This window comes from Streptomyces capitiformicae (genome assembly GCF_002214185.1).
GTDB lineage: Bacteria > Actinomycetota > Actinomycetes > Streptomycetales > Streptomycetaceae > Streptomyces > Streptomyces capitiformicae.
Genome location: NZ_CP022161.1, coordinates 7559529 through 7580067, shown reverse-complemented (window position 1 = coordinate 7580067; position 20539 = coordinate 7559529). Strand labels below are relative to the sequence as shown.

The 20539-nt window shown below is 72.3% G+C and carries 15 protein-coding genes; 5 read left to right on the top strand and 10 right to left on the bottom strand.

Translation table 11 applies throughout. The annotated features are described in order from the left end of the window. Positions 1 to 885: 885 nt before the first annotated feature. The gene (locus CES90_RS33925; RefSeq protein ID WP_189787368.1) at positions 886 to 1503 is read right to left on the bottom strand and encodes a TetR/AcrR family transcriptional regulator; all 618 of its coding nucleotides are present in this window, start codon (positions 1501 to 1503) and stop codon (positions 886 to 888) included. 297 nt (positions 1504 to 1800) lie between these two features. Between CES90_RS33925 and CES90_RS33920 the strand changes: the two genes are divergently transcribed. Then, the gene (locus CES90_RS33920) at positions 1801 to 2985 is read left to right on the top strand and encodes an IS701 family transposase (RefSeq protein ID WP_189787367.1); all 1185 of its coding nucleotides are present in this window, start codon (positions 1801 to 1803) and stop codon (positions 2983 to 2985) included. A gap of 497 nt (positions 2986 to 3482) precedes the next feature. Here the strand turns inward: CES90_RS33920 and CES90_RS33915 are convergent, their stop codons facing one another. The 3 genes from CES90_RS33915 to CES90_RS33905 form a co-directional block, all read right to left on the bottom strand. Further along, positions 3483 to 4238 (bottom strand): SDR family NAD(P)-dependent oxidoreductase, encoded by a 756-nt coding sequence (locus CES90_RS33915; protein WP_189787366.1) that lies wholly within the window; start codon positions 4236 to 4238, stop codon positions 3483 to 3485. A gap of 129 nt (positions 4239 to 4367) precedes the next feature. Continuing rightward, on the bottom strand, positions 4368 to 5237 hold the full coding sequence (locus CES90_RS33910; RefSeq protein ID WP_332836407.1) for an NAD(P)H-binding protein: 870 nt from the start codon (positions 5235 to 5237) through the stop codon (positions 4368 to 4370). Then, positions 5237 to 5866, bottom strand: coding sequence for a ScbR family autoregulator-binding transcription factor (locus tag CES90_RS33905; protein ID WP_189787365.1), 630 nt, complete (start codon positions 5864 to 5866; stop codon positions 5237 to 5239). The genes CES90_RS33910 and CES90_RS33905 overlap by 1 nt, the downstream gene beginning before the upstream one ends. Before the next feature lie 142 nt (positions 5867 to 6008). Between CES90_RS33905 and CES90_RS33900 the strand changes: the two genes are divergently transcribed. From CES90_RS33900 to CES90_RS33885, 4 genes are all read left to right on the top strand, one after another. Then, positions 6009 to 7034 (top strand): ScbA/BarX family gamma-butyrolactone biosynthesis protein, encoded by a 1026-nt coding sequence (locus CES90_RS33900; protein WP_189787364.1) that lies wholly within the window; start codon positions 6009 to 6011, stop codon positions 7032 to 7034. A gap of 188 nt (positions 7035 to 7222) precedes the next feature. After that, complete coding sequence (locus CES90_RS33895) at positions 7223 to 7936, top strand: FadR/GntR family transcriptional regulator (RefSeq protein WP_189787363.1); 714 nt, start codon at positions 7223 to 7225, stop codon at positions 7934 to 7936. 98 nt (positions 7937 to 8034) lie between these two features. Beyond that, complete coding sequence (locus tag CES90_RS33890) at positions 8035 to 10953, top strand: ATP-binding protein (RefSeq protein WP_189787362.1); 2919 nt, start codon at positions 8035 to 8037, stop codon at positions 10951 to 10953. Between the two features lie 39 nt (positions 10954 to 10992). Beyond that, a complete protein-coding gene (locus CES90_RS33885; RefSeq protein WP_189787361.1) occupies positions 10993 to 12621 on the top strand; it encodes a carboxylesterase family protein in 1629 nt (542 codons plus the stop codon). 181 nt (positions 12622 to 12802) lie between these two features. Here the strand turns inward: CES90_RS33885 and CES90_RS33880 are convergent, their stop codons facing one another. The 6 genes from CES90_RS33880 to CES90_RS33855 form a co-directional block, all read right to left on the bottom strand. After that, positions 12803 to 13720: a TauD/TfdA family dioxygenase gene (locus CES90_RS33880; protein WP_189787360.1), complete on the bottom strand. Its 918-nt coding sequence runs from the start codon at positions 13718 to 13720 to the stop codon at positions 12803 to 12805. Positions 13721 to 13805: 85 nt separating this feature from the next. Continuing rightward, positions 13806 to 15398, bottom strand: coding sequence for an AMP-binding protein (locus tag CES90_RS33875; protein WP_189787359.1), 1593 nt, complete (start codon positions 15396 to 15398; stop codon positions 13806 to 13808). Next, complete coding sequence (locus tag CES90_RS33870) at positions 15385 to 16023, bottom strand: thermostable hemolysin (RefSeq protein WP_189787358.1); 639 nt, start codon at positions 16021 to 16023, stop codon at positions 15385 to 15387. The genes CES90_RS33875 and CES90_RS33870 overlap by 14 nt, the downstream gene beginning before the upstream one ends. A 5-nt stretch (positions 16024 to 16028) precedes the next feature. Beyond that, complete coding sequence (locus tag CES90_RS33865) at positions 16029 to 17411, bottom strand: aspartate aminotransferase family protein (RefSeq protein ID WP_189787357.1); 1383 nt, start codon at positions 17409 to 17411, stop codon at positions 16029 to 16031. Then, positions 17408 to 18652, bottom strand: coding sequence for an aminotransferase class III-fold pyridoxal phosphate-dependent enzyme (locus CES90_RS33860; RefSeq protein WP_189787356.1), 1245 nt, complete (start codon positions 18650 to 18652; stop codon positions 17408 to 17410). Before CES90_RS33860 ends, CES90_RS33865 begins: the two co-directional genes overlap by 4 nt. A 178-nt stretch (positions 18653 to 18830) precedes the next feature. After that, positions 18831 to 20063 carry a CynX/NimT family MFS transporter gene (locus CES90_RS33855; protein WP_189787355.1) on the bottom strand — a complete coding sequence of 411 codons (1233 nt, stop codon included), beginning with the start codon at positions 20061 to 20063 and terminating at the stop codon, positions 18831 to 18833. Positions 20064 to 20539 lie beyond the last annotated feature (476 nt).

Below are 20539 nucleotides of genomic sequence, written 5' to 3'. Positions count from 1 at the left end.
ACCTGGGGCGACTGTGTGTTCGCTCTTCTGCCGGCCTCGGATCGCTCATGCTTCGATCCTGCGGGGCTCTCGCCGGGCAGGCCACGGAAACCTCAATAAGTCGCAGGGGACGCTTCCGAGACACCGGACAAACGCCAGCGAACGCCTGCGACGCTCACCGGGGCCCGGACCGGCCACGGCGGCTCCTCGCCTCCCGGGCCACCCCGGGACCGCGGGCCTGGCATGCATGTCTCGGCGTCGGGCTGATCCGAAGGACAGGTCCCGGGGGGCAAGTCACAGGTCCCGGGGGTCGAGTCCCGCCGAGTGGCGCGGCGCTGCGGAGCTCAAGACTCGGCAGGCCGCGGCGGCAGCACGCCTGCGATCCCGTCACCATGAGGCGTCGCGCGATCGTCAGCGCCGATGGCGACTCGCGCTGCGCGACATCCCTCGGCACAGGGCCTCGCTGCCCCCTCCGGACCGGTACGGGCAGGATCCCTGCACCACTCGGCGGACGCCACCGGCCCTGGTGCCGGGCCGCGTCCGCGCACGTGGTGCCGGGCTCAGCGATGGCGACTGTCACCAGAGTCCCGACGAGAGTCACCGAAACGCCGGCTCACGGTGGAGACCGATGGGACTCGGCGCCCACGTGTCCGGTAGTCGGGGCCGAACGGTTCGCGGCGACGCGCATCCTGTGTGGGGTCGGATCCCAGGAGGCGCCGCGGCCGGGGGACCGTGGGCCCCTGATGGACACTGCCCTGCGCGGCCTGACCAGGGGGGCGGCCAAAGGCGATGGGGAAGCCACTGACCCGATCGACCCGGAGCGCCGCAAGCCCGCAGGCAGACCATCACACGGATCGAGCTGACTGGACTTCGTGCACACTCTCCCCGGGCGAGCAGCTACCACCCCTACCCGGTGGTCCGCTTTTTCCACCCGCAACCCGGGCCGCACGACAACACATCCCCTTCGGACGGCGCTTCGGCCGGCCCGTCGGGCCGCAGCGCGGCCGCGACCATATCCCAGCTGCGGATGATCTGGTCGGCGCCGGCCGGTGCGCCCGCCCAGCACTGCAGCCCGGAGGCCAACGCCGCGACCAGACCGACGGCCAGCGCGGTGACGTCCTCGGGTGCCGGCTCGGTACGCAGGCACCCGGCCGAGTGCGCCTGCCCCAGCAGCTCTCGGATCTTCGGGACCCAGGTCGCCGTCCAGTCGTAACCGGGGCACGGCCGCTCGACGCCGAGACGAGCCGCCCCGCGGACGACCGCCTCGTGTTCCAGGAGACGGGAGATCGCGACGAGTGTGGCCCGCACCCGGCGCATCGGGCAGCCCGGGATCTCCTCGACCCGCGCCATCTCCCGCTGCGTCATGGTGAGCCCGAGGGCGTGGATCGCCTCGACCAGGCGGTCCTTGGTCGGGAAGTGGAACGTCAGGGCTCCCATGGACATCCCGACCGTCTGGCTGATGGCGGACAGCGACGCCCCGTGATAGCCGCGTCGGTCGAACTCCTCGGCCGCGGCGTGCACCATGGCGCGCCGGGTCCGTGTCGCTCTTTCCTGGACCATCACACCACTACCCGCCCTCGCGATAGCCGCTCTCCTCGCCGCCCGGCCGTCGCGTCCCCGGAGGCCGGCCGAGGCTTGCCGGGGCGCTGACATGCGTCACGCTCCCTCGCCTCCATCCGATCGGCGTGCTCGAGGTTACGCGCTCGCCAATTCAAGGCGGCGACGCAACGTCAACTTACCTAAGCGTGCGGCGATTTACCCGTCCACGACAGTAAAAAAGATTGTATCTTTTTTTATTGTTTCCCCACGGACGGAGTCCTCATGCCCGCGCTCGCCCCCGCCCCCACCCTGGCCGCGCCCTGCGCCGACCTGCTGACCAGCTTCGCCTCCAACGTCTTCGGGTACCTGCCCCGAAGCGACCAGCGCCGGTGGGCGAGCGCCTACCTGCGCGGTCTGCTGACCGCGCAGGGCAAGAAGACCATCCGGCAGATAGCCCGCGCCTCCGGTGCGCCGGAGGCCGCGCACCAGGCCTTACAGCAGTTCATCAGCGCAAGCCCCTGGGACTGGACGACCGCCCGCGAGCTCCTCGCCCAGGAAGCCGCCGCGCGACTGCCGGGGCCCGTGTGGGCCATGGGTTTGACGGTCATAGAGAAGCGCGGAGACCACTCGGTCGGCGTCCATCGCCGCGTCGTTCCGGAGTCCGGACGCACCCTCAACTGCCAGGTGGCCATCGGCCTGTTCCTGGCCTCCGACAGCCGGAGCATCCCCGTCGACTGGCAGCTGCTCCTGCCCGACGGCTGGCTGGCGGACGAACCGCGGCGCAGCCGCGCCCGCATACCCGGCTGGGCGGCCGAACAGCCGGCCTGGGCCCGTGCGCTCGACAGCGCCGACCGGCTGTCCACGCCGTGGATCTCACGCCGTACGACCCTCGTGGCCGACCTGTGCGTCGGCGTGGACCCGGTCCGGCTGGCGGCGCAACTCACCGCACGGGGCCGGGACTTCCTCATCGAGGTACGGCCCAGCCAGCGCGTTGCGGCCCACCGCGCCAGACCTGCCGGTGTCGTCCCCGAGGGTTTCGTCGAGGCCCAGCAGCTGCTGCGGCTCGCGGGCCTGCGGCACCCCCACCCGCTGGGCTCCGACCACTCTGGGCACGGTAGGCGCGCCGCCGTGCGCTCCTCCCTGGTCCGCTTGCCGGGCGGGGGTCCCACGAGCCATGGCGGCCAGCGCGTCCACCGGCTGTTCGCCGAGTTCCTCCCCATGAGGCCGCGCCCGCACCGCTACTGGATCACCTCCCTCGTCGACCACCGCATCGCCGACGTCGTCCCGCTCACCCACCGCGCCGCACTCACCCACGGCGCCATCCGGACCCTGGAGAACGACTACGGCCTGCTCGACTTCGAGGGCCGCTCCTTCCCCGGCTGGCACCACCACATGACCCTCGCGACCGCCGCGTACGTCTACGACCACCTCCGCCACGACGCACTGGACCACCAGGCGGCCGCCTAAGGCCTGTTGCGAACGTGGCGTCGTCGCCCGAGGGGCGGCCGCGCGCCCGCCGCGGCAGCGGCTGATGGGAGTGTCGGTGTGTGCTCTCCGCGTGCCGCCCGGACGCGCTCGTACGGGGTGTACTCGGGCTTTCGGGCGGTTCGGCGAGTGGGGGCACCTCCCACGCCCTTGAGGCAGTGGGGGAGCGTGCCGGGCGTCGGGCGGCAGGCGCCACTTTCTTGCTTCCGGGGCGGCGGTGCCAGGACACTGCGGCCGGTGCGACGGCGACGGGCCACGTGGTCCTGGCGCGGCGGCGCTGTTCGGTCCGCTCCTCGGCTGTACGCAGGCTCGAGGGCTCGGGGAAAGGCCGCCGCCCACCGCAGGGCCCCTCCCCGCATCGGCCTCCGCCCTCCGACCCGGCGGGGTCAGATCGCGCTGCAGCCGCCGTCCACCGCTACCGTGGCGCCGGTGACGAACGAGGAGCGGTCGCTGTGCCTCCGCCCTCCGACCCGGCGGGGTCAGATCGCGCTGCAGCCGCCGTCCACCGGTACCGTGGCGCCGGTGACGAACGAGGAGCGATCGCTGCACAGCCACACCACGGCCTGGGCGACCTCCTGCGGGTCGGCCAGCCGCCGCTGGATTGCACGTGCGACGGAGTGCTCCTCCACCTGCGGATTGCTCTGGATCGCCGCGTCCATCAACTCGGTGCGTGTGCTGCCCACCATCAGCGCGTTGACCCGGATGCCCTGGCCGCCGTACTGCGCCGCGGCCGCCTTCGTCAGTCCGGCGACGGCGTGCTTGGCCGCCACATAGGGAGCCGACGCCCCGGTGGCGAACAGGCCCGCGGTGCTGGAGGTGTTCACTATGGAGCCGCCGGAGCCCTGGGCCAGCATCACCGGTATCTGCTTGCGCAGGCAGTTCCACACGCCACGCACGTTGACGTCCATCATCCGGTCGTAGTCCGCGTCGTCCATCTCGTGCAACGGTGGGCCGATGGTGCCCCAGCCGGCGTTGTTGAACGCGCCGTCCAGCGAACCGAACGTATCCACCGCCGTCGACACCGCTCGCTCGACGTCCGCCGCGGACCGGACGTCGCCCACGGACACCGCCGCCCGGCCGCCCTTGTCCTCGATGTTCCGGGCGAGTTCGCGCAGCCTGTCCGCGCGTCGCGCCATGAGCACGATCGCGGCGCCCTCGGCCGCGAGCAGCCGCGCGGCGGCCTCGCCGATGCCGCTGGACGCACCGGTCACCATGATCGTTCTTCCAGTGAGCACATCATCGCCTTTCGTCGTGCGGGGAGTTCAGCAGGAGGTCGCCGGGCAGTCCGGAGACAGGCTCCCCAGCGAGCCCAGTGGGAAGACTGGCAGCGCGCGGCGCGGCGGACCGCGGTGTTCCACAGCCCTTCAGCGGAAGTACGCCGTATGGTCCCCGGCCCAGGTGGCGAACGTCCTCGCCGTCCGGCCGGTGACGGCGGCCACGGTGTCCTCCGGGTGCGCGGCGGCCACGGCCCCCCGACGCGCGGCAGCCTCCGCCAGGGCATGCGCCACCGGCTCCGGCAGCTTTCTGCGCCATCCGTCCAGGGCCTGATTGAGTGTCAGTTCCTCAAAGCGCAGCGGTCGTTGAAGAACGCGGGACAGCACCCGCGTCTGCTCCCGGGGCGAGAGGGGCTCCGGCCCGGTCAACGCGTACGTTCTGCCCTCGTGCCCCGGCCGGGTCAGCGCCCGCACTGCCACGGCCGCCACATCGCGCGGGTCCACGCAGGCGGTCCGCGCGTCGCCGCCGAGAGCGCGGACCACCCCCTCCTGACGGATCGCCGGCGCCCAGGCCAGCGTGTTCGACATGGGGCTGCGCATGCGGAGCACCGTCCAGTCGAGCCCCGAGGTGTGCAGCAGCCGCTCGCTGTCACGGTTCCAGCGGGCGATGAGGTCGTCCGCACCGGGATCCGCGACGCCGAGCCAGGAGATCTTCACGGCGTGCCGCACACCCCCCAAGCGCGCGGCGGCCAACAGGTTCTCGTCGTGTTCCGGGCGCAGCGGGTTCGCAGTCACGACGAAGACGGCGTCGGCCCCCGTCATGGCCTTGTCCAGCAGTGGGCGGTCGGCATAGTCGGCGGCCACGATCTCCCCGGTGAGCCCGAGCGCGCGGGCCTTGCCGACGTCCCGCACGAGCAGCCGGACCTGCGCACGCCCTTCCAGAAGAGCGGCGACGTGTCGCCCCACCGCGCCTGTGGCGCCGCTCACCACGATCAGCGGTCGTTCCCCCATGCCGGCCATCAAGCCTTCCTGGCGCGCGACTCGCCGAACTCCAGGCGTTTGATCACGCTCGGCACCGCGATGGCCGGGAGCAGACATCGCCACATCTCCTCGATTCGGTACGGCAGGTCGCGGCGCTTGGTTTCGAGATGGGAGTGCATCTGCGCGCCGGTACAGGCGTTGACCACCAGCCGGGCCAGCGCCTCCACGTCGACTCCCGCCCGCAGTTCGCGCCGCTGTTGTGCTTCGCGCAGGTCCTGGCCCAGGATGCGCGTCCACTGCTGGTGGGAGTTCTCCTCGGCCTCGACGAAGTGCTCCTGCTCCATCACCAGCCGTGCCCCGGCGAGCAGCACCGGGTCGTCGATCAGCTGGTACGCCCAGGTCAGGGTGATGTCCACGGCGTGCTGCAACCCTTGGGAGGGATGCGGCGGCAGGACGAGGTCCGGCTGGTTGAGCACGATCTCACGGGCGATGTCGCTCTTGTTCCGGAAGTGGAAGTACAGGGCTCCCAGCGTGAGACCCGCCCGTTCCGCGATGTTCGAGACGTTCGCCCCGGCGAACCCGGACTCGGCGAACACCTCGGCGGCGGCGTGCAGCAGCGCCACCCTGGTCCGCGCCGCACGCTCCTGCTTGATCACTCGACCTACCATGGCACCGCCCGAACTCCGACACTCGACAAAGAAAAGAATAGACTTTATTTTTAACGCTGGCTCCCGAACCGAACAACGGATCGAGCCCTTTCACGGTGTTTGACCAGCTCCGCACCTCGACGTCCCAAGGGGGAGGACGCCCATGCACAGCAGCGCCCGCACCGTTTTACCCACCGCCGATCTGCAGCGATTCGCCCGTAAGTCGAAACCCGACGAGGTGTTCGTCCGTACCTGGCGCGAGGTCTCCCCGCAGACCCATGTCGTCACTCTCGGCTGGCCGCCCTCCCATGATTTCTACACGCTCCGCAGCGGCGTCACCAGCCCGCTGTTCTTCGTCGAAACCGTCCGTCAGGCGCTCGCCGTCCTGTCCCACACATCCCAGGAGATACCCCTCGACCACCGTCTGGGCTGGGAGTACGCCCACTACGCCTTCGCCCCGGCGGCGCTCCGGGAGCGCCACGCACCCACCGACGTGGAACTGCGCATCACGCACGGCGACATCACCCGCCGCCGGCTCGGCTCGGTCCACCTGACCGCCCGTATCGACGCCACCTGCGCCGGTGAGCCCCTCGGCTCCTCCGAGATCAGATACGTCACCCACCCGCCCGCCATCTACAACCGCTTGCGCGGGGAGTACGCCGACGCACAGCAAGCCTTCGCCACCGCACTGCCGCCGGCGCCTCCCGTCCCCCCGTCCCTGGTCGACCGCTCCGCCCCCGGGGACGTCGTCATCGCGCCCACCGCCAGGCCGCACCACTACCAACTGCGCACGGACACCTCGAACCCCGTGCTCTTCGACCACCCGCACGACCACGTGCCGGGCATGGTGCTACTCGAAGCCGCGGCCCAGGCCGTGCACGCTTCGGCGCCGGGGCACGCGCGTCCCGCCGCCTTCGACAGCACGTTCCTCCGATACGTCGAGTTCGACGCGCCTTGCTGGCTCGACCTCACACCCAAGGCCCCGGACGGGTACGGCCGTTCGCGGCTCGTGGTGACCGGCACCCAGAACGGCCAGGAGGCCTTCTCCACGACCGTGACCCTCGAGTCCACAAGCGTCACCGTGGAGTCCGCAAGCACCCTGGAGGCCACGGCGACGACGGCCGTGGAGCCCGGCGGCCTTGCGCGGGTCGACCGCGCGGCCGTGCTGGACGCCAGCCCGGCCCAGTAGGGCACCTCGCGCACAGCTGCCCCGGAAGGCCCGGGCCACCTCATCCGTCGCCCCGGCCTTCCGGGGCTTCGGCACGTCGCGACGGTCACGGCCGCAGGCGTCAAATCCCTTGGCTGGTCATGTGCTTGTGGGCACCTCGGCTCATTGATTAGCCTGACGTCAGTTGTCAGACAACCGAGGAATCGCCCATGCCCCTCCGTCCGATAGGCCGTTCGTCGACGACCCGCGAGGTCCTCGCCCTCCTGCACGGCGAGTTGGCCGCCGGCACCTGGCCCGTCGGATCACGCATCCCCAGCGAGACCGAGCTGGCGGCCGCGCTGGGGGTGAGCCGGCCCACCATCCGAGAGGCGGTCAGCGCCCTCGTCCACACGGGGATGCTGAAGTCGCAGCGCGGCAAGGGGATCTTCGTGCGGTCGGTGTCCGACCCCGCGCCGATGCTCCAGAGCATCGAACTCGCCGATGTCCGCGACGTGTTCGAGGTGCAGCTCTGCTTCGATGTGCAGGCGGCCCACTCGGCGGCCCTGCGCCGCACGCCCGAGGACATGGCGAGGCTGTGGGAGTTGCTGCAGGCCCGACGCGAGGCGGCGGACCGGGAGCCGACCGAGTTCGGCAAGCGGGACGCCGCGCTTCATCTCGCCGTCGTCCAGGCGGCGCACAACGTGACACTCACCGAGTGCTACCGCTTCTTCGTCAAGCGGCTGCAGGAGAGCCTCGACCTGTTCGGCGGCGAGGACACGCAACTGGAGTGCGGCATCGAGGCGCACGAGGCGCTGGTCCAGGCGATCCAGGAGCAGGACGCCGAGGCGGCGGCGACCGCGGCACGACACGTCGTACGGACGAGCCTGCACGCGTTGGAGGGGCTGCTGGCGGTGCGCAAGGCCGCCCAGGGCCGGTCGCTGTGACCGGTCCGACGCCGACACCGTCACCCGGCGGTCTCTCGGCACACACGCGTCGGTCCGGGGGTTCACACGGAGGCCGTGAGACAGGGAGGAGGCGCTTCATGCCACGATCGGGACACCAGCGTCTCGTGGGACGCGACCGCGAACTGGCCGTGCTGCGGTCCGCGTTCGAGGCGACGGCGGCGGGCCGTGGCGCCTTCCTGGTGTTCCACGGCCAGTTCGGCTCGGGCAAGTCCCTGCTGCTGCACACGGCGGCCGAGGAGGCCGAGCGGCGCGGCATGGCCGTGTCGAGTGCCCGGGTGGCGCGGCTGGACCGGCATTCCGCCATGGCCCCGCTGCTCGCGGTACTGAGGGCGGGGCCGCGGCCCGTCATCAACCCCGTCCAGGCGGAGTCGCTGGCCGCCCTGGCCGACCGGCCCACTCATTGGGGCAGGCTCATCGACCTGTTGCGCCGGCTCATCGAGCAGCGGGCCGCCCACTCCCCCATGGTGATCGTCCTGGACGACCTGCAGTGGGCGGACGAGTTGACCGTCGCCGCCCTGGAGACGCTGCTGCCCCGGCTCGCCGACGCACCCGCCCTGTGGCTGGCGAGCTACGCCGATTTCCCCGTCGCACGCCCCGCGCGCGGAGCCCTCGACCGCCTCCTGACCTCGCACGCCGAGGTCGTACGGCTGTCCCCGGTCGACGAGGCGGCCGCCGCGGAACTCGGTGCCCGGCTGCTCGGCTGCGCACGGCCCGAGGACGTGCGCCGGCTCACGAGCGCGGCGGGCGGCAGCCCCTTCCTCGTCGACTGCCTCGTCCAACTGCTGCGCGAGGAAGGGCGCGTCCGCTCCGAGGAGGACGGTACGGTGCGGGTGGTCGGCAGACACCTGCCGGCCGGGCTCGGCAGGGCGACGGCCCCCGTCGTCTCCGGCCTCTCCCAGCAGACCCATGACCTGTTGCAGGTCGGGGCGGTCCTGGGGAGGCAGTTCTCGCTACGGCAGGCGGCGGCCCTGACCGGCCGTTCGACCATGGAACTGGCGACAGCGGCTCAGGAGGCCGCCGCGGCCGGCCTGCTGGAGGACGACGGCGTCGCCTTCCGCCACCGTTCGCCACTCGTCCACCTGGCCGTCTACGGCAGCCTCCTCGGCCCCGTGCGCCGGGCCCTGCACTCGGAGGCGGCTCGCCTGTGCGTGTCGGAGGGGCGGCCCTGCCCGGAGACCCTCGCGCATCTGATCCTGGCCGGGGCCGAGGAGGACCTGGAGGAGGGCGTGGCCCGGCTGAAGTGGCTGGAGCGGAACGACGAGTCCGTTCCGACGCGGGAGCAGGAAGAACTCGCCCGCGCCCTGCTGGAGCGCCTGCGTCTGTACGAACCGCTCTCGGCCGCCCCCGTCACCACGGCGGTGCAGCTCTTCCTCACCGCGGGGCGAACCGCCGAGGCACGCCATCTGCTCGACGCCGCGCTGGCCGCGGCGGGGTGGGAGACCGAGGCCGAGGCCGAGGCGTTCGCCGAACTCCTCGAGGTCCTGCTGCAGCTGAGCGGGGCCCGCCACGCCCTGCGGCACCTGCGGCGGGCCCGGAAGGGCGCCCGTCCGCCGGTCAGCCACCAGGCCTGGCTCATGGTGCTGGAGGCCCGGTGTCTGCTGGCGTACTCCGCGGGCGACCCGGGCCGGGCCGCGGCGCTGAGCTGGACCGCGGTGTCCCTCGCCCGACGAGCGGGAGACCAGGCCTCGGTCGTCCTCGGCACGGCCGTGCTGAGCCTGTGCGCCCGGCACACCGGTGACATCGCCGAGTCGCTGCGGCTGGCCGGCGAAGCCGTGGCGCACGGGCCGGTCGATACACAACGGAGTCTCGGCTGGGGCTCTTTGTGGCTGTCTCTCACACTGTGCCTGGCCGGGCGTCCGCTGGATGCCGCGGAGGTCCTGGAGGCGTGGCGCGACGGTGCGGGCGCCGGGGACCGCGTGTGGACGGCGCCGCGGTGGCATATCGCGAAGTCGCTGCAGCTGTGGCACTCGGGACGGCTGGAGGAGGCGGCACGTGAGGCGCACGCCGGTCTGGAGGCCTCCGCTCGGCTGGCGGACCCCGCCGCGCGTACGTTCCTGCTGGGGGTGCTCGCCCTGGTCACGACGGTACGGGGGGACCTGGAGACGGCCGCCGGGCACGTCGCCGCGTTGTCGTCCACCGCGCACACCGCCCTTCCGGGGCTCACCGGGACCCTGTACGCGTTCGTCACCGCGCTGCGCCTCGATGCGGCAGGGGACCCGGGGTCGGCGATGCGGCAGCTGGGGACGGTGTGGTCCGCCCTCGATCTCCACCTGTGGTTCCTCACCGCGGACCCGATGATCCTGCCCCACATGGTCCGCATCGCGCTGCGCGCCGGAGCCGGCGAGCGGGCCGCGGAAGCGGTCGCCGTGGCCCGCCGCCTCGCCCGGCGCAACCCAGGTGTAACGCCGCTGGTCGGCGCCGCCCTGCACGCCCACGGGCTGTATCGCGGCCTGGCCGCCCCGCTGCACCGCGCCGTGCGGGTCTTCCGTACCGGGTCGCATCCCCTCGCGCTGGCCTCCGCCCTGGAAGACGCGGCAGCCGTCACGCAGGCGCAGGGCGACCTCGTACGGGCCACGGAGATGCTGCAGGAGGCGCAGCGCGTCTACGTGGCGAGCGGCGCCGGACTCGGCGCCGAGCGCGTCCGCCGCCGGCTGCGGTCCGCGCAGGGACGGATCTCCGAAGCGGCCGCGACCGACGGTGTCCAGGCACTGCCCGGTTCCCCCGCACCGGCCGCCCGGCCCGCCGCGCAGGACCCGGCGCACACGAGTGCCGACTGGGACAGCCTCACCCCCTCGGAGATCCGGGTGGTGCGGCTGGTGGCGGAGGGCCTGACGAACCGGGAGACCGCCCAGCGGCTCGCCGTCTCGGCGCACACGGTCGACTCCCATCTGCGCAGGGCCTTCGCCAAGCTGGGCGTGTCGCGCCGGGTCGAGCTGGCCCGTTACGTGCTGGCGCACGGCACCTCGGGCCAGGTCCCGGCACACAGCCCGAAGTGAGTCCCCAGGATTCCCCCACGGATACGGAGAAGAGAATCCATGCACCCCGCTGATCCCGGCCCGGCGACGACGGCCATCGAGGCAATCGAGTCCGTCGAGGCAGAGGTATCGGGCGGACCTGTCATCGGCAGGCGGGAGGGACCGGAGCGGAGCGTGGCGGCCTTCCGCGGCGTGCCGTACGTCGCGCCTCCCGTGGGCCCGTACCGGTTCGCCGCGCCCCGCCCGCACGCCGGCTGGTCCTCGCCCCTGCGCACCGACGGCCCCGTCGGCACGGTGCCCCCGCAACTGCCCTCGCCCTTCGCGGCCCTGATGGGTGACCCGGTGGGACCGGACCAGACGGAGGCCTGTCTGACGGTGAACGTGTGGGCGCCCCTCACCGGTCGTGGGCCGTATCCGGTGCTCGTCTGGCTGCCGGGCGGCAGTTTCCTCACCGGCGGCGCCGACCTGCCCCGCTACGACGGGGCCGAGCTGGCGGCGCAGGAGGAGATCGTCGTCGTCCTGGTCAACTACCGTCTGGGGGCGCTGGGTTTCCTCTCCCCCTCCTGGGCGGAGCCGGCCGCGATCGAGGGGGCGGGCACCTCCCTCACGTTCCGTGCGACCGGGGAATCGGGCCATGTCACCAACGCCGGCCTGCTCGACCAGATCATGGCGCTGCGCTGGGTCAGGCGCGAGATCCACGCCTTCGGCGGCGACCCGCACCGCATCACCGTGATCGGCCAGTCGGCCGGCGGTCAGGCGCTTGCGGCGCTGCTGGCGCTGCCCCAGGTCCGCCCGCTGTTCCGGCGCGCCGCCCTGCACAGCGCGCCCCTTGGCATGCCTCCCCTCTCGCGCGCCGAGGCGGCCCGCACCGCCGACGCCTTGCTGGCAGCGCTGTCGGCCGACGGGAACGCCGACGGGATCCAGGCCCTGCGGACGGTGCCCAGTGAGCGGATCCTCCTCGCCCAGCGGCAGATCCTCGCCCGCCCCCGGGCGCGCGGAGACGTGCGACCGCCGTTCCAGCTCGTCGCCGACGGCACCGTCGTGGGGCCCGATCTGCTGGGCGCCCTGCGGTCCTCGCCCCCGCTGCACGGGCTGGACGTGCTGGCGGGCACCACACGGCACGAGTGCGCCCTGTGGTACGGGATGGACGCCTCACTCGCCGCGATGACGCGCGAGGAGGTCGCCGAGGAGTTCGCCGGGCAGTTCGGCGACCGGGCCGAGGAGGCGCTGCGGCTCTACACCTCCGGCCCGGCGGACCGGCCGGCCGCGTTCGAGGAGCTGAAGACGGACGCCTTCTTCGCCGCGCCGACGCAGGAGTTCGGCGACCTGGTCCAAGAACGCGGAGCGGCCGTCAGACTGTTCCGCTTCGACTGGGAGGTGCCCGGCCGGTACTCGGCGCTGCGCGCCTGTCACTGCCTGGAGATCCCGTTTTTGCTGGGCCGCCCCGAGGCGCGCCGTGCCCCGCTGTTCGCCGATGCGGAACCGGCGGACCTGTCCGGGCTGCGCGCCGAAGTGCGGCGCCTGTGGGGTTCGTTCGTTCGGACCGGGTCGGCGTCGGACGCGTGGCCGCAGCACCGCCGGGAGCGTCCCGCGGTCAGAGTGATCGGCGGCGAGCGCAACGGCGTACTGCTGCGTTCGCTGCTGGAGCCGGTCCGGGAGGCGCTGTGGACGGACCGCGGCGCGAACTGACGCCCCCACGACGAGCGGGGCCGCCGGAATCGTCCCGGCGGCCCCAGGCCCTGTCGTCACGTTCCTGCCCGGCACGCGCATCTGCCGCGCTGCGTCGATCGCCGACGCCCATCGCCGCCGGGGCCCGCCCTTCGGACGGACGATGGGAATTGACGGCAGGACCCCGTCACCCGGTGCCCGGTCAGGCGGGCAGCAGCCCCCTGTCCAGATCGCTCTGCGCGTTGTAGATGGTGCGGTCGGGATCGGTGATGGCACGGCGGCCGTGCATGACCCGGGTGTTGTCGATCAGGGCGACATCTCCGTCGGCCCAGTCCAGATCCTCGGTCAGCTCCTCGGTGACGCTCTCGATCTCCTTGAGGATGTGGACGGGGATGTCCCGGCCGTCGGCGAACGTGATGCGAGGCTTCTCGTAGTGGTTCGAGGGACCCAGGATGCTGTTGGCGAAGGCCGGCCGGGTGTCGAACAGCGTCTCGTGCGCCGCGGGAACGCGGTAGGCGTAGTGGATCGCTCCGTCCTGCAGGGGTTCGATGACCGTCTCGCCGGGACCGCTGGTCAGTTCCTGCAGCTGCTCGACCGTCACCGAGGCCGCGTCGGAGGTGCCCAGGTGGAAGGCTGCGAAGGCCTTCCACCGCGCCTCCTCGACCCGCCGGCTGTAGACGATCTCGTGCTGCCGGAACAGACCGCGGGCCTCGTCGCTGAGCGCGTCCCAGACCCGGTAGCCGTCGCACACCGTCGTCTGCGAGCCCGACGAGGCGGCCTTCTCGCAGAAGAACCAGGTCAGGGTCGGGGCAAACGGGCTGTTGCCGTTCTCCAGATGGAGGCCGACCGCGTCGTACCCGGCATCCACCAACTGCGCGGTGGAGCCGCCGTGAAACGAACGGGCCGGGTCGAGGGTGACCCGTTCGGAGTGGGTCGCGACGAACGCCGAGAACTGTTCGAGGTCCGGCCGGAAACCGCGCAACAGCAGGAATCCGGCGTCGCGCAGCACACACACGACCTGCTCGGGCGCGAGGCTCCCCAGGGTCGTGTCCGCGCTCCTCGGCTCGACGAGCAGACCGGTGCCCGAGCCGTACGGGGTGAGGCGTGCAAGGTCGATCATGGTTTCTCCTCCGGATGTGGACCGCCTGCGCGGTCGGATGCGCGGCGCCGCGGGGTGGCCGGCACCGTGCGCGGCGAGCGGGATGTCATGCGAAGCGGCCCGCCGCTATGGCCGCCTGCACAGCGGAGCGGCGCGGTCGTCCGGTGACGGTGAAGAACTCGGCATGGAGGCTCTCGTCGGCAGGCACCACGTGGGCCACCTCGACCCGCTCCACCTGTGAAAGCCTTTCGTGGCCCAGCGAGTCGAGCTCGGCCCGCACCGCCTCGGGCCGGACCCGCGGGTCGACGAGGAACAGTCCGTGCAAGGCGGGCAGACCGTCGCCGACCACCGCGACGGCCAGGACGGCGGGATGGGAGCGGTACTGGGCCTCGACCCACTCGGGCGCCACGTTCCGCCCCGCCGAGGTGATGATGACGCTCTTCTTGCGTCCCCTGATCCAGACGAAGCCGTCCTCGATGACGGCCAGGTCGCCGGTGTGCAGCCAGCCCTCCTCGTCCACGTCGCAGCCCGACGGGTCGTCACCGCCCTTGTAGCCGGCGAACAGCGACGTGCTCTTGACGAGCAGTTCGCCGTCGGGCGCCGTCCGCACACGGACGTGGCGCAGCGGGCGGCCGACGCTGCCGACCCTGCGGGCGGCCGGGGTGTTCCAGCTGACCACGGAGCTGTTCTCGCTCAGCCCGTAGCCCTCATGGACGGCTATGCCGTGGTCGTCGAGGGCGCGCAGCATGTCGGCGTCGACCGGTGCCCCGCCGCAGCACACCAACGGGGCCTCGGCGCGCCCGAACAGGTCGGTCACCGGGTCGCGTCCGGACGCCCGCGCCTCGGCGGCCCGGGACGCCATGGCCTCGGCCAGAGCGGGGGTGATGACGAGCGCGCTGGGCCGGGCCGCCCGGACGTGAGGCAGCACGGCCTGCGGGGCGAACGAGGAGGTCCCCACCAGCGGCACCTCCGGCGGCAGCAGGACGACGGTGCCGGCGTCGCACACCACGAGGTAGACGGCTGTGACCTGCTCGATGAGCAGGCTGAGGGGCACCAGGGAGAGGTAGCGGCGGTACGCGCGGGGTGGCATCGCCGCGCGCAGTGAGCCGATCAGCTCCTCCAGCGCGCTCTCGCGGATGCACACGCCCTTGGGCCGCGAGGTGGTCCCAGAGGTGTGGATGATCTTGCACAGCCGGGCGGTGGCCTCGGCTCGGGGAAACAGCGGGGCGGCGGTCTCACTCGCCGCCGGTCGCTCGAGGTCGAGCACCTGCAGCGGAACCCCGGGCGGCAGTACCTTCTCCGCTCCCCATTCCCGCAGGCGCCGCGCGCCCGCCTCGTCGGCGAGGCAGATGTCGATGTCCTCGAGCATGGCCGCCGCCTGCTCGGCCGTGAACGCGAGCGGCACCGGCACTTCGACGCCGCGCGCGCCGAGCACCGCGAAGTCGGCCACCAGGAACTCCGGCCCGTTGGCCGTCACCACACCCACCTGGAGCTGGCCGGGATCCGTGGGGTCGCCGGCCCCGCGCGCTCCGCGGTCCCGGACGGGCCGCTCGCGCAGGGTTCGGGCCAGTTCCGCCGCGGCCCGCACGACATGCCGGTAGGAGTACGAACGGGCCACCGAGCCGTCGGGGGCAAGCACCTCGACCAGCGGGCGTTCGTCCTCGGCCAGGTCCATGAGACTCTGTTCAAGCGTGCGCACCGGACACCTCCCGCGACGTGCCGACGAGGGTCTGTACAGCGAGCTCTACGAACGTGTAGCGCCCGGTCAGGCTGTTGATCAGCCGCCCGATGCTGTCGAGCGGCACCACGCCCGTGGTCGGTGACCGCTCGTAGTACGAGCCCCACCCACTTCTGGCCTCCTCGTCCATCCAGTCCGCACTCGCCTGTCGCAGCGGCACGAACGGCACTCCCGCACGCGCCATGGCCTCTTCGACCCGGTCCGTGACGGTGGCCAAGATGAAACGTTTCCCCTGGCACCAGGCGATGACCGGCATCAGCCGGATCAACTCCCCGCCCGCACCCCCGGCCCCGGCCAGCGGTCCCACTTCCACCACCTCGCCACGCTCCGGTACGTCCCCCGCCACCGGCGCCAGCGCCCGCTCGACGGGGCAGCCGAGGTAGTTCTCGGAGAAGAAGCCGTCCGTCCCCGGGCCGCTGAGGCCGGCGCAGGCGACGATCGCGCCCCTCGGCGACTCGCGCACGGTCACGAAGCGGTCGGGGCTGGGCGCGGTCGTCGCGCCATAGGTCCTGCGATAGCTGTCCTGGGCGAAGATCCGGGCCTCGTACCACTCGGGCGTACCGGACTCTGCGATCGCTATGTCCATGAAGGTCACCAATTCACTTCGAGGTCGGAGTGCATCAGCTTGAGGACGAGGGTCGGAGGCAGCCGGTACTGGCGGCGCAGCAGCCACGTGATGCGCCGCATGAGCCATGCCGGGCGCCTGTCGAGCCAGTCGAGCGACGCGTCGAGCGCGACCAGCACGCGCTCGATCTCGGCGGCGGAGACGGTCAGCGGCGGATAGAACCTCAGCACGGGCTGGTCCATCTGCTCGTTGAGCGAGTGACCGAGGTGGATGCCACGCGCCGCCATCTGCATGGAGATCAGGTTCTCCACCGACGGGTTCCGGGTGCGCAGCCCGGTCATCAGGCCGATGCCGGGGGCGTCGACGAGGTGCCGCGGATGCTCGCGCACGGCCCGGTGGAGACCTTCGCGCAGCGCCCGGCCGACGGTTTCGGCGCGCTCGGGCAGGTTCTGGTCGCGCACCACACGGATCGTCGCAGCGGCCGCCGCCACCGACAGCGCGGAGCCTCCGGTGCCGTCCAGCACCCCGGGGTACCACTGCGGGGACCGCCGGGCGTCGGAGAGTACCTCCTCACTCATGGCGACCACCGCGACCGGGACGAAGCCTCCGGTCAGCGCCTTGGACAGGAGCATGATGTCGGGGACGACACCGGAGTGCTCGATGGCGAACATCCTGCCGGTACGGCCGAAGCCCGTCTGGATCTCGTCGGCGACGAGCAGCGTGCCGGTCTGCCGACAGGCCCGGGCCACGTCCGGCATGAAGTCCGCGGGCGGCACCCTCAAGTACGCGCCGCCGAGCACCGGTTCGACGAAGACGGCGGCCACGTCCCGGCCCGCGACGGCCTCGCGCACGGCTCCCGCGTCGCCCGGCGGCACGATCACCAGATCGCGGTCGGCGGGGGCGAAGTCGTCCCGGTGCTCCCGCTGGCCGAGCACGGTGAGCGCACCGAGGGTCTTGCCGTGGTAGCCGCCCTCGACGATCACGATCCTGCGCCGCTCCGGCCGGGCCAAGTAGGCGGCGCGCAAGGCGATTTCGGAGATCTCGGCCCCGGAGCAGCCGAGCGCGAAGCGGTCGAGGCCGGCAGGCAGGATCTCCGTGAGCAGGCCGAACAGGTCGGCCGTCGCAGGATGCACGGTCCCCGGTACCAGCGACGGCGCCGTGTCCAGGGCGTCCAGGACGGCGGCGCGGACCGCGTCGTTCTGGTGACCGACGAGGAAGACGCCATAGCTGCCGGCGAAGTCCAGGGCGCGTGAGCCGTCCTCGCCGAACACCTCCGTACCTCGGGCGTGCGACTCGAGCTGGCGTCCGGTCGCGGCCAGCATCAGGGCCGCGGTGGGATTCCAGTGGCGGCCCAGCGTGGTGAGGACCTGCTGCCGGTCGAGGGCAGCCACCGCGGTCGAGGCACTCATCGTCCGGCCTCCTCGGCATCGAGGGCCTTCAGTGACTCGGCGAGCCGCTGCAGGATCTGGTCGATGTCCTCGCGTTCTGCCGTGAGCGGCGGGGTCAGGGTGACCACGTCGGCCACAGGGTCGCGCACCAGCACGCCGCGGTCGGCCAGTTCGCCGGCCAGTCGGCGTGCCGCCGCGGCGCCGCGGGCGCGGACCCACAACAGGGAGCCGTCCGCGTGCAGTTCCCCGAACGCGCCGGCCGGGTCGGCCAGTTCGTCGCGCAGCCGGAGCGCCGCGTGCTCGAAATCCCGTTGCCGCGCCGCGAGATCGTCGCCGACGACGGCGTCGAGGACCGCGCTCACGGCGGCGGCGGACAGGGGGTTGGCGCCGAAGGTGGAGCCGTGCAGGCTGGGATTGCGGCCGCCGTAGACGCGCCGGTAGGCGGCCGGCGTCAACACGGCCACTCCCACGGGTACGGCGTCGGCTCCCAGGGTGTCGCCGAGGATCAGCGCGTCGGGGAACATCCCCAGCGCACCGACGCCGAGATCGCGGCCGAGCCGGGCCGGACCGGTGTGCCGCTCGTCGAGGACGAGCAGCGTGTCCGTGCGGTGGCAGCGCTCCCGCAGCGCCACCCACCAGTCCAGGGGCAGTCGGCCGAGCGGCCGACCGGGCGCCGCGGGAGCGATCACGACCGCCGAGACGGACTCGTCGACCTGCTCCAGCAGTTCCTCGGGTGCCTCCGCGGACACCGTGCGCGGCAGGAACGGGGCCCCGGGCAGCAGGGCACGCCCCTGGCCGAGCGCCTGGCCGTGGCTGAGGGTGCCGAAGTCCTCGCCGCGGATGCCGAGGACGTACGGGCGACGGGGATGGGTGCCCTTGGCCAGCTTCAGGGCCGAGTCGAGGGCCTCGTCCCCGCTGTTGCAGAGGTAGGAGACGGACAGCGGACCGGGGCAGAACTCCGCGAGCGCCGCCACCGCCCCGGCGAGTGGCCGGCTGACCAGGATCCGGCTGGAGAGGGCCACGCGGCGGGCCTGGTCGGCGATCGCGGCCCGGACTCGGGCGTGGGATCCGCCGAAGCCGCCGCTCGCGGCGTCCAGCAGGACTCTGCCGTCCCGGGTCTCGATCCGGGCCCCGTGCCGACGGTGCACCACGGGTGTTCGTCGGCCGGCGGACACGCCGTCGTGGATGAGGTGCCGGTGCACGACGGCCACGGGATCAGCCGGGTCGGTCACCTCGGGGGCGGGTAAATCTACTGCTCTCATCTTCTCTTTCCCATCGGACGGGTACCAGGCGGGTGCCGGGCAGCACGATTCCCCGGACCGGGGCGGCGCGGCGCGCGGCTGGACGGAGCACGGTCGAAGGAGCGTGAAGAAGTGAAGGCGTGCGGTGTTGGGGAGGGGCCGAAGCGGCGGGCGGAGCCGGACCGCCCGCCGCGCGAGTTCACATCTCGCGGGACAGGGTCGCGTCGCGGCCGGCGCCCACCCCGATCACGGCCATGAGGACGCAGAGCGCCACCAGCACCGCGAGCGGCACGCCCCAGCCACCGGAAAGCTGGTACAGCGCCCCGACGCCGAACGGCCCCGCGGCAGCCAGCGCGTAGCCGACGCCCTGCGACATGCTCGACAGGCCGGCGGCGGTGTCCCCGTCGCCCGCGCGCAGACCGATGAGCGTCAGCGCCAGGCTGAACGCCGCGCCGCCGATGATGCCGAGGACCAGCGCCCACAGCCAGATCGTCCACAGCGGAGCGACGACGATGCCGACGAGTCCCACCGCGGTGCCCAGTGCGACGACGACGCAGAAGCCGCGCTGCCCCCGGCCGCCGCGGTCGATGAAGAAGGGGACGACCATGGATCCGGCGGCCTGGAGGAAGGTGATCGCGGACATCATGTATCCCGCCGCGGCCTCGCTCATGCCGCGGCTGACGCAGATCGCCGGCAGCCAGCCGAAGATGACGTAGGCCAGGAGCGCCTCCAGGCCGACGAAGGCGGTGACCAGCCAGGCCAGCCGGTTCCGCAGCAGCGGACCGATGGGCGCGCGCCCGTCCGCACGCGTCCGCACGCGGCGCAGACCGAACGGCAACCAGGCGACGACACCCACGACGACCGGCACGGCGAGCAGTCCGAGGGACCCGCGCCAGTCGGTGTCCACGACGCTCTGGAGCGGGATGACGGCACCGGCCGCGGCGGCGCCGCCGAACGTGAGGGCCATGGTGTAGGTGGCCATCATCAAGGGGACGCGGTCGGGGAACTCACGTTTGATCAGGCTGGGCAGGACGACGTTGGCGACGGCGATCGCGCCACCCACGACCACTGTACCGACGTACAGCAGAGCCGTCGGGTCGAGCAGCCGCAGCAGGATCCCGCCCAGCAGGACGGGCAGGCAGCCGAGCAGCACCCGGTCCTCGCCGAAGCGGTGACGCAGCGTGGGCCCCAGCCCTGCGAAGACTCCCAGGCACAGCACCGGCAGCATGGTGAGCAGTCCGGCTCCGGTCCCGGAGAGCCCGAGGTCCTCCTCAATTTGCGGGAGCAGCGGTCCCAGACTGGTGATCGCCGGACGGAGGTTGAGGGAGACGAGGATGATTCCGGCGATCAGACCGGCTTTGCGAGCGGTGTGCGGCCCGGTCGTCGGGACAACGGTCGCGATTCCAGGTGCGGAACTGGATTGCTGAGTCACCGGACTTCTTTCCTTCCCTCAACGGAGAGGGCGTGATCTCGGTCTGTTTGATTGCCGACTCACCAATCCTTGCGGGACACCCGGAATCTCCCATCCCGTGAATACGTGTACGGTGCAAGACGTCCCGTAAACACGTGACGGCCGGACGGGCGAGGTCCCGCGGCCCGATGGAACCAGATCCTGACCGGACACCGCGACGGCCCGCCCTCGCGGAGCCGACCCGCACGACATCCCCATGGCTCCGCGGCCACGCGTGGAGCGTTGAGGGGGGGCTGGCAAGCGTCAGAGCGGTCCAGAGAAGCGGCTAGCGCCTGTTGCGAAAGTGGCGCCTGCCGCGCGACGCCCGGCACGCTCCCCCACTGCCTCAAGGGCGTGGGAGGTGCCCCCACTCGCCGCACCGCCCGAAAGCCCGAGTACACCCCGTACGAGGGCGTCCGGGCGGCACGCGGAGAGCACACACCGACACTCCCATCAGC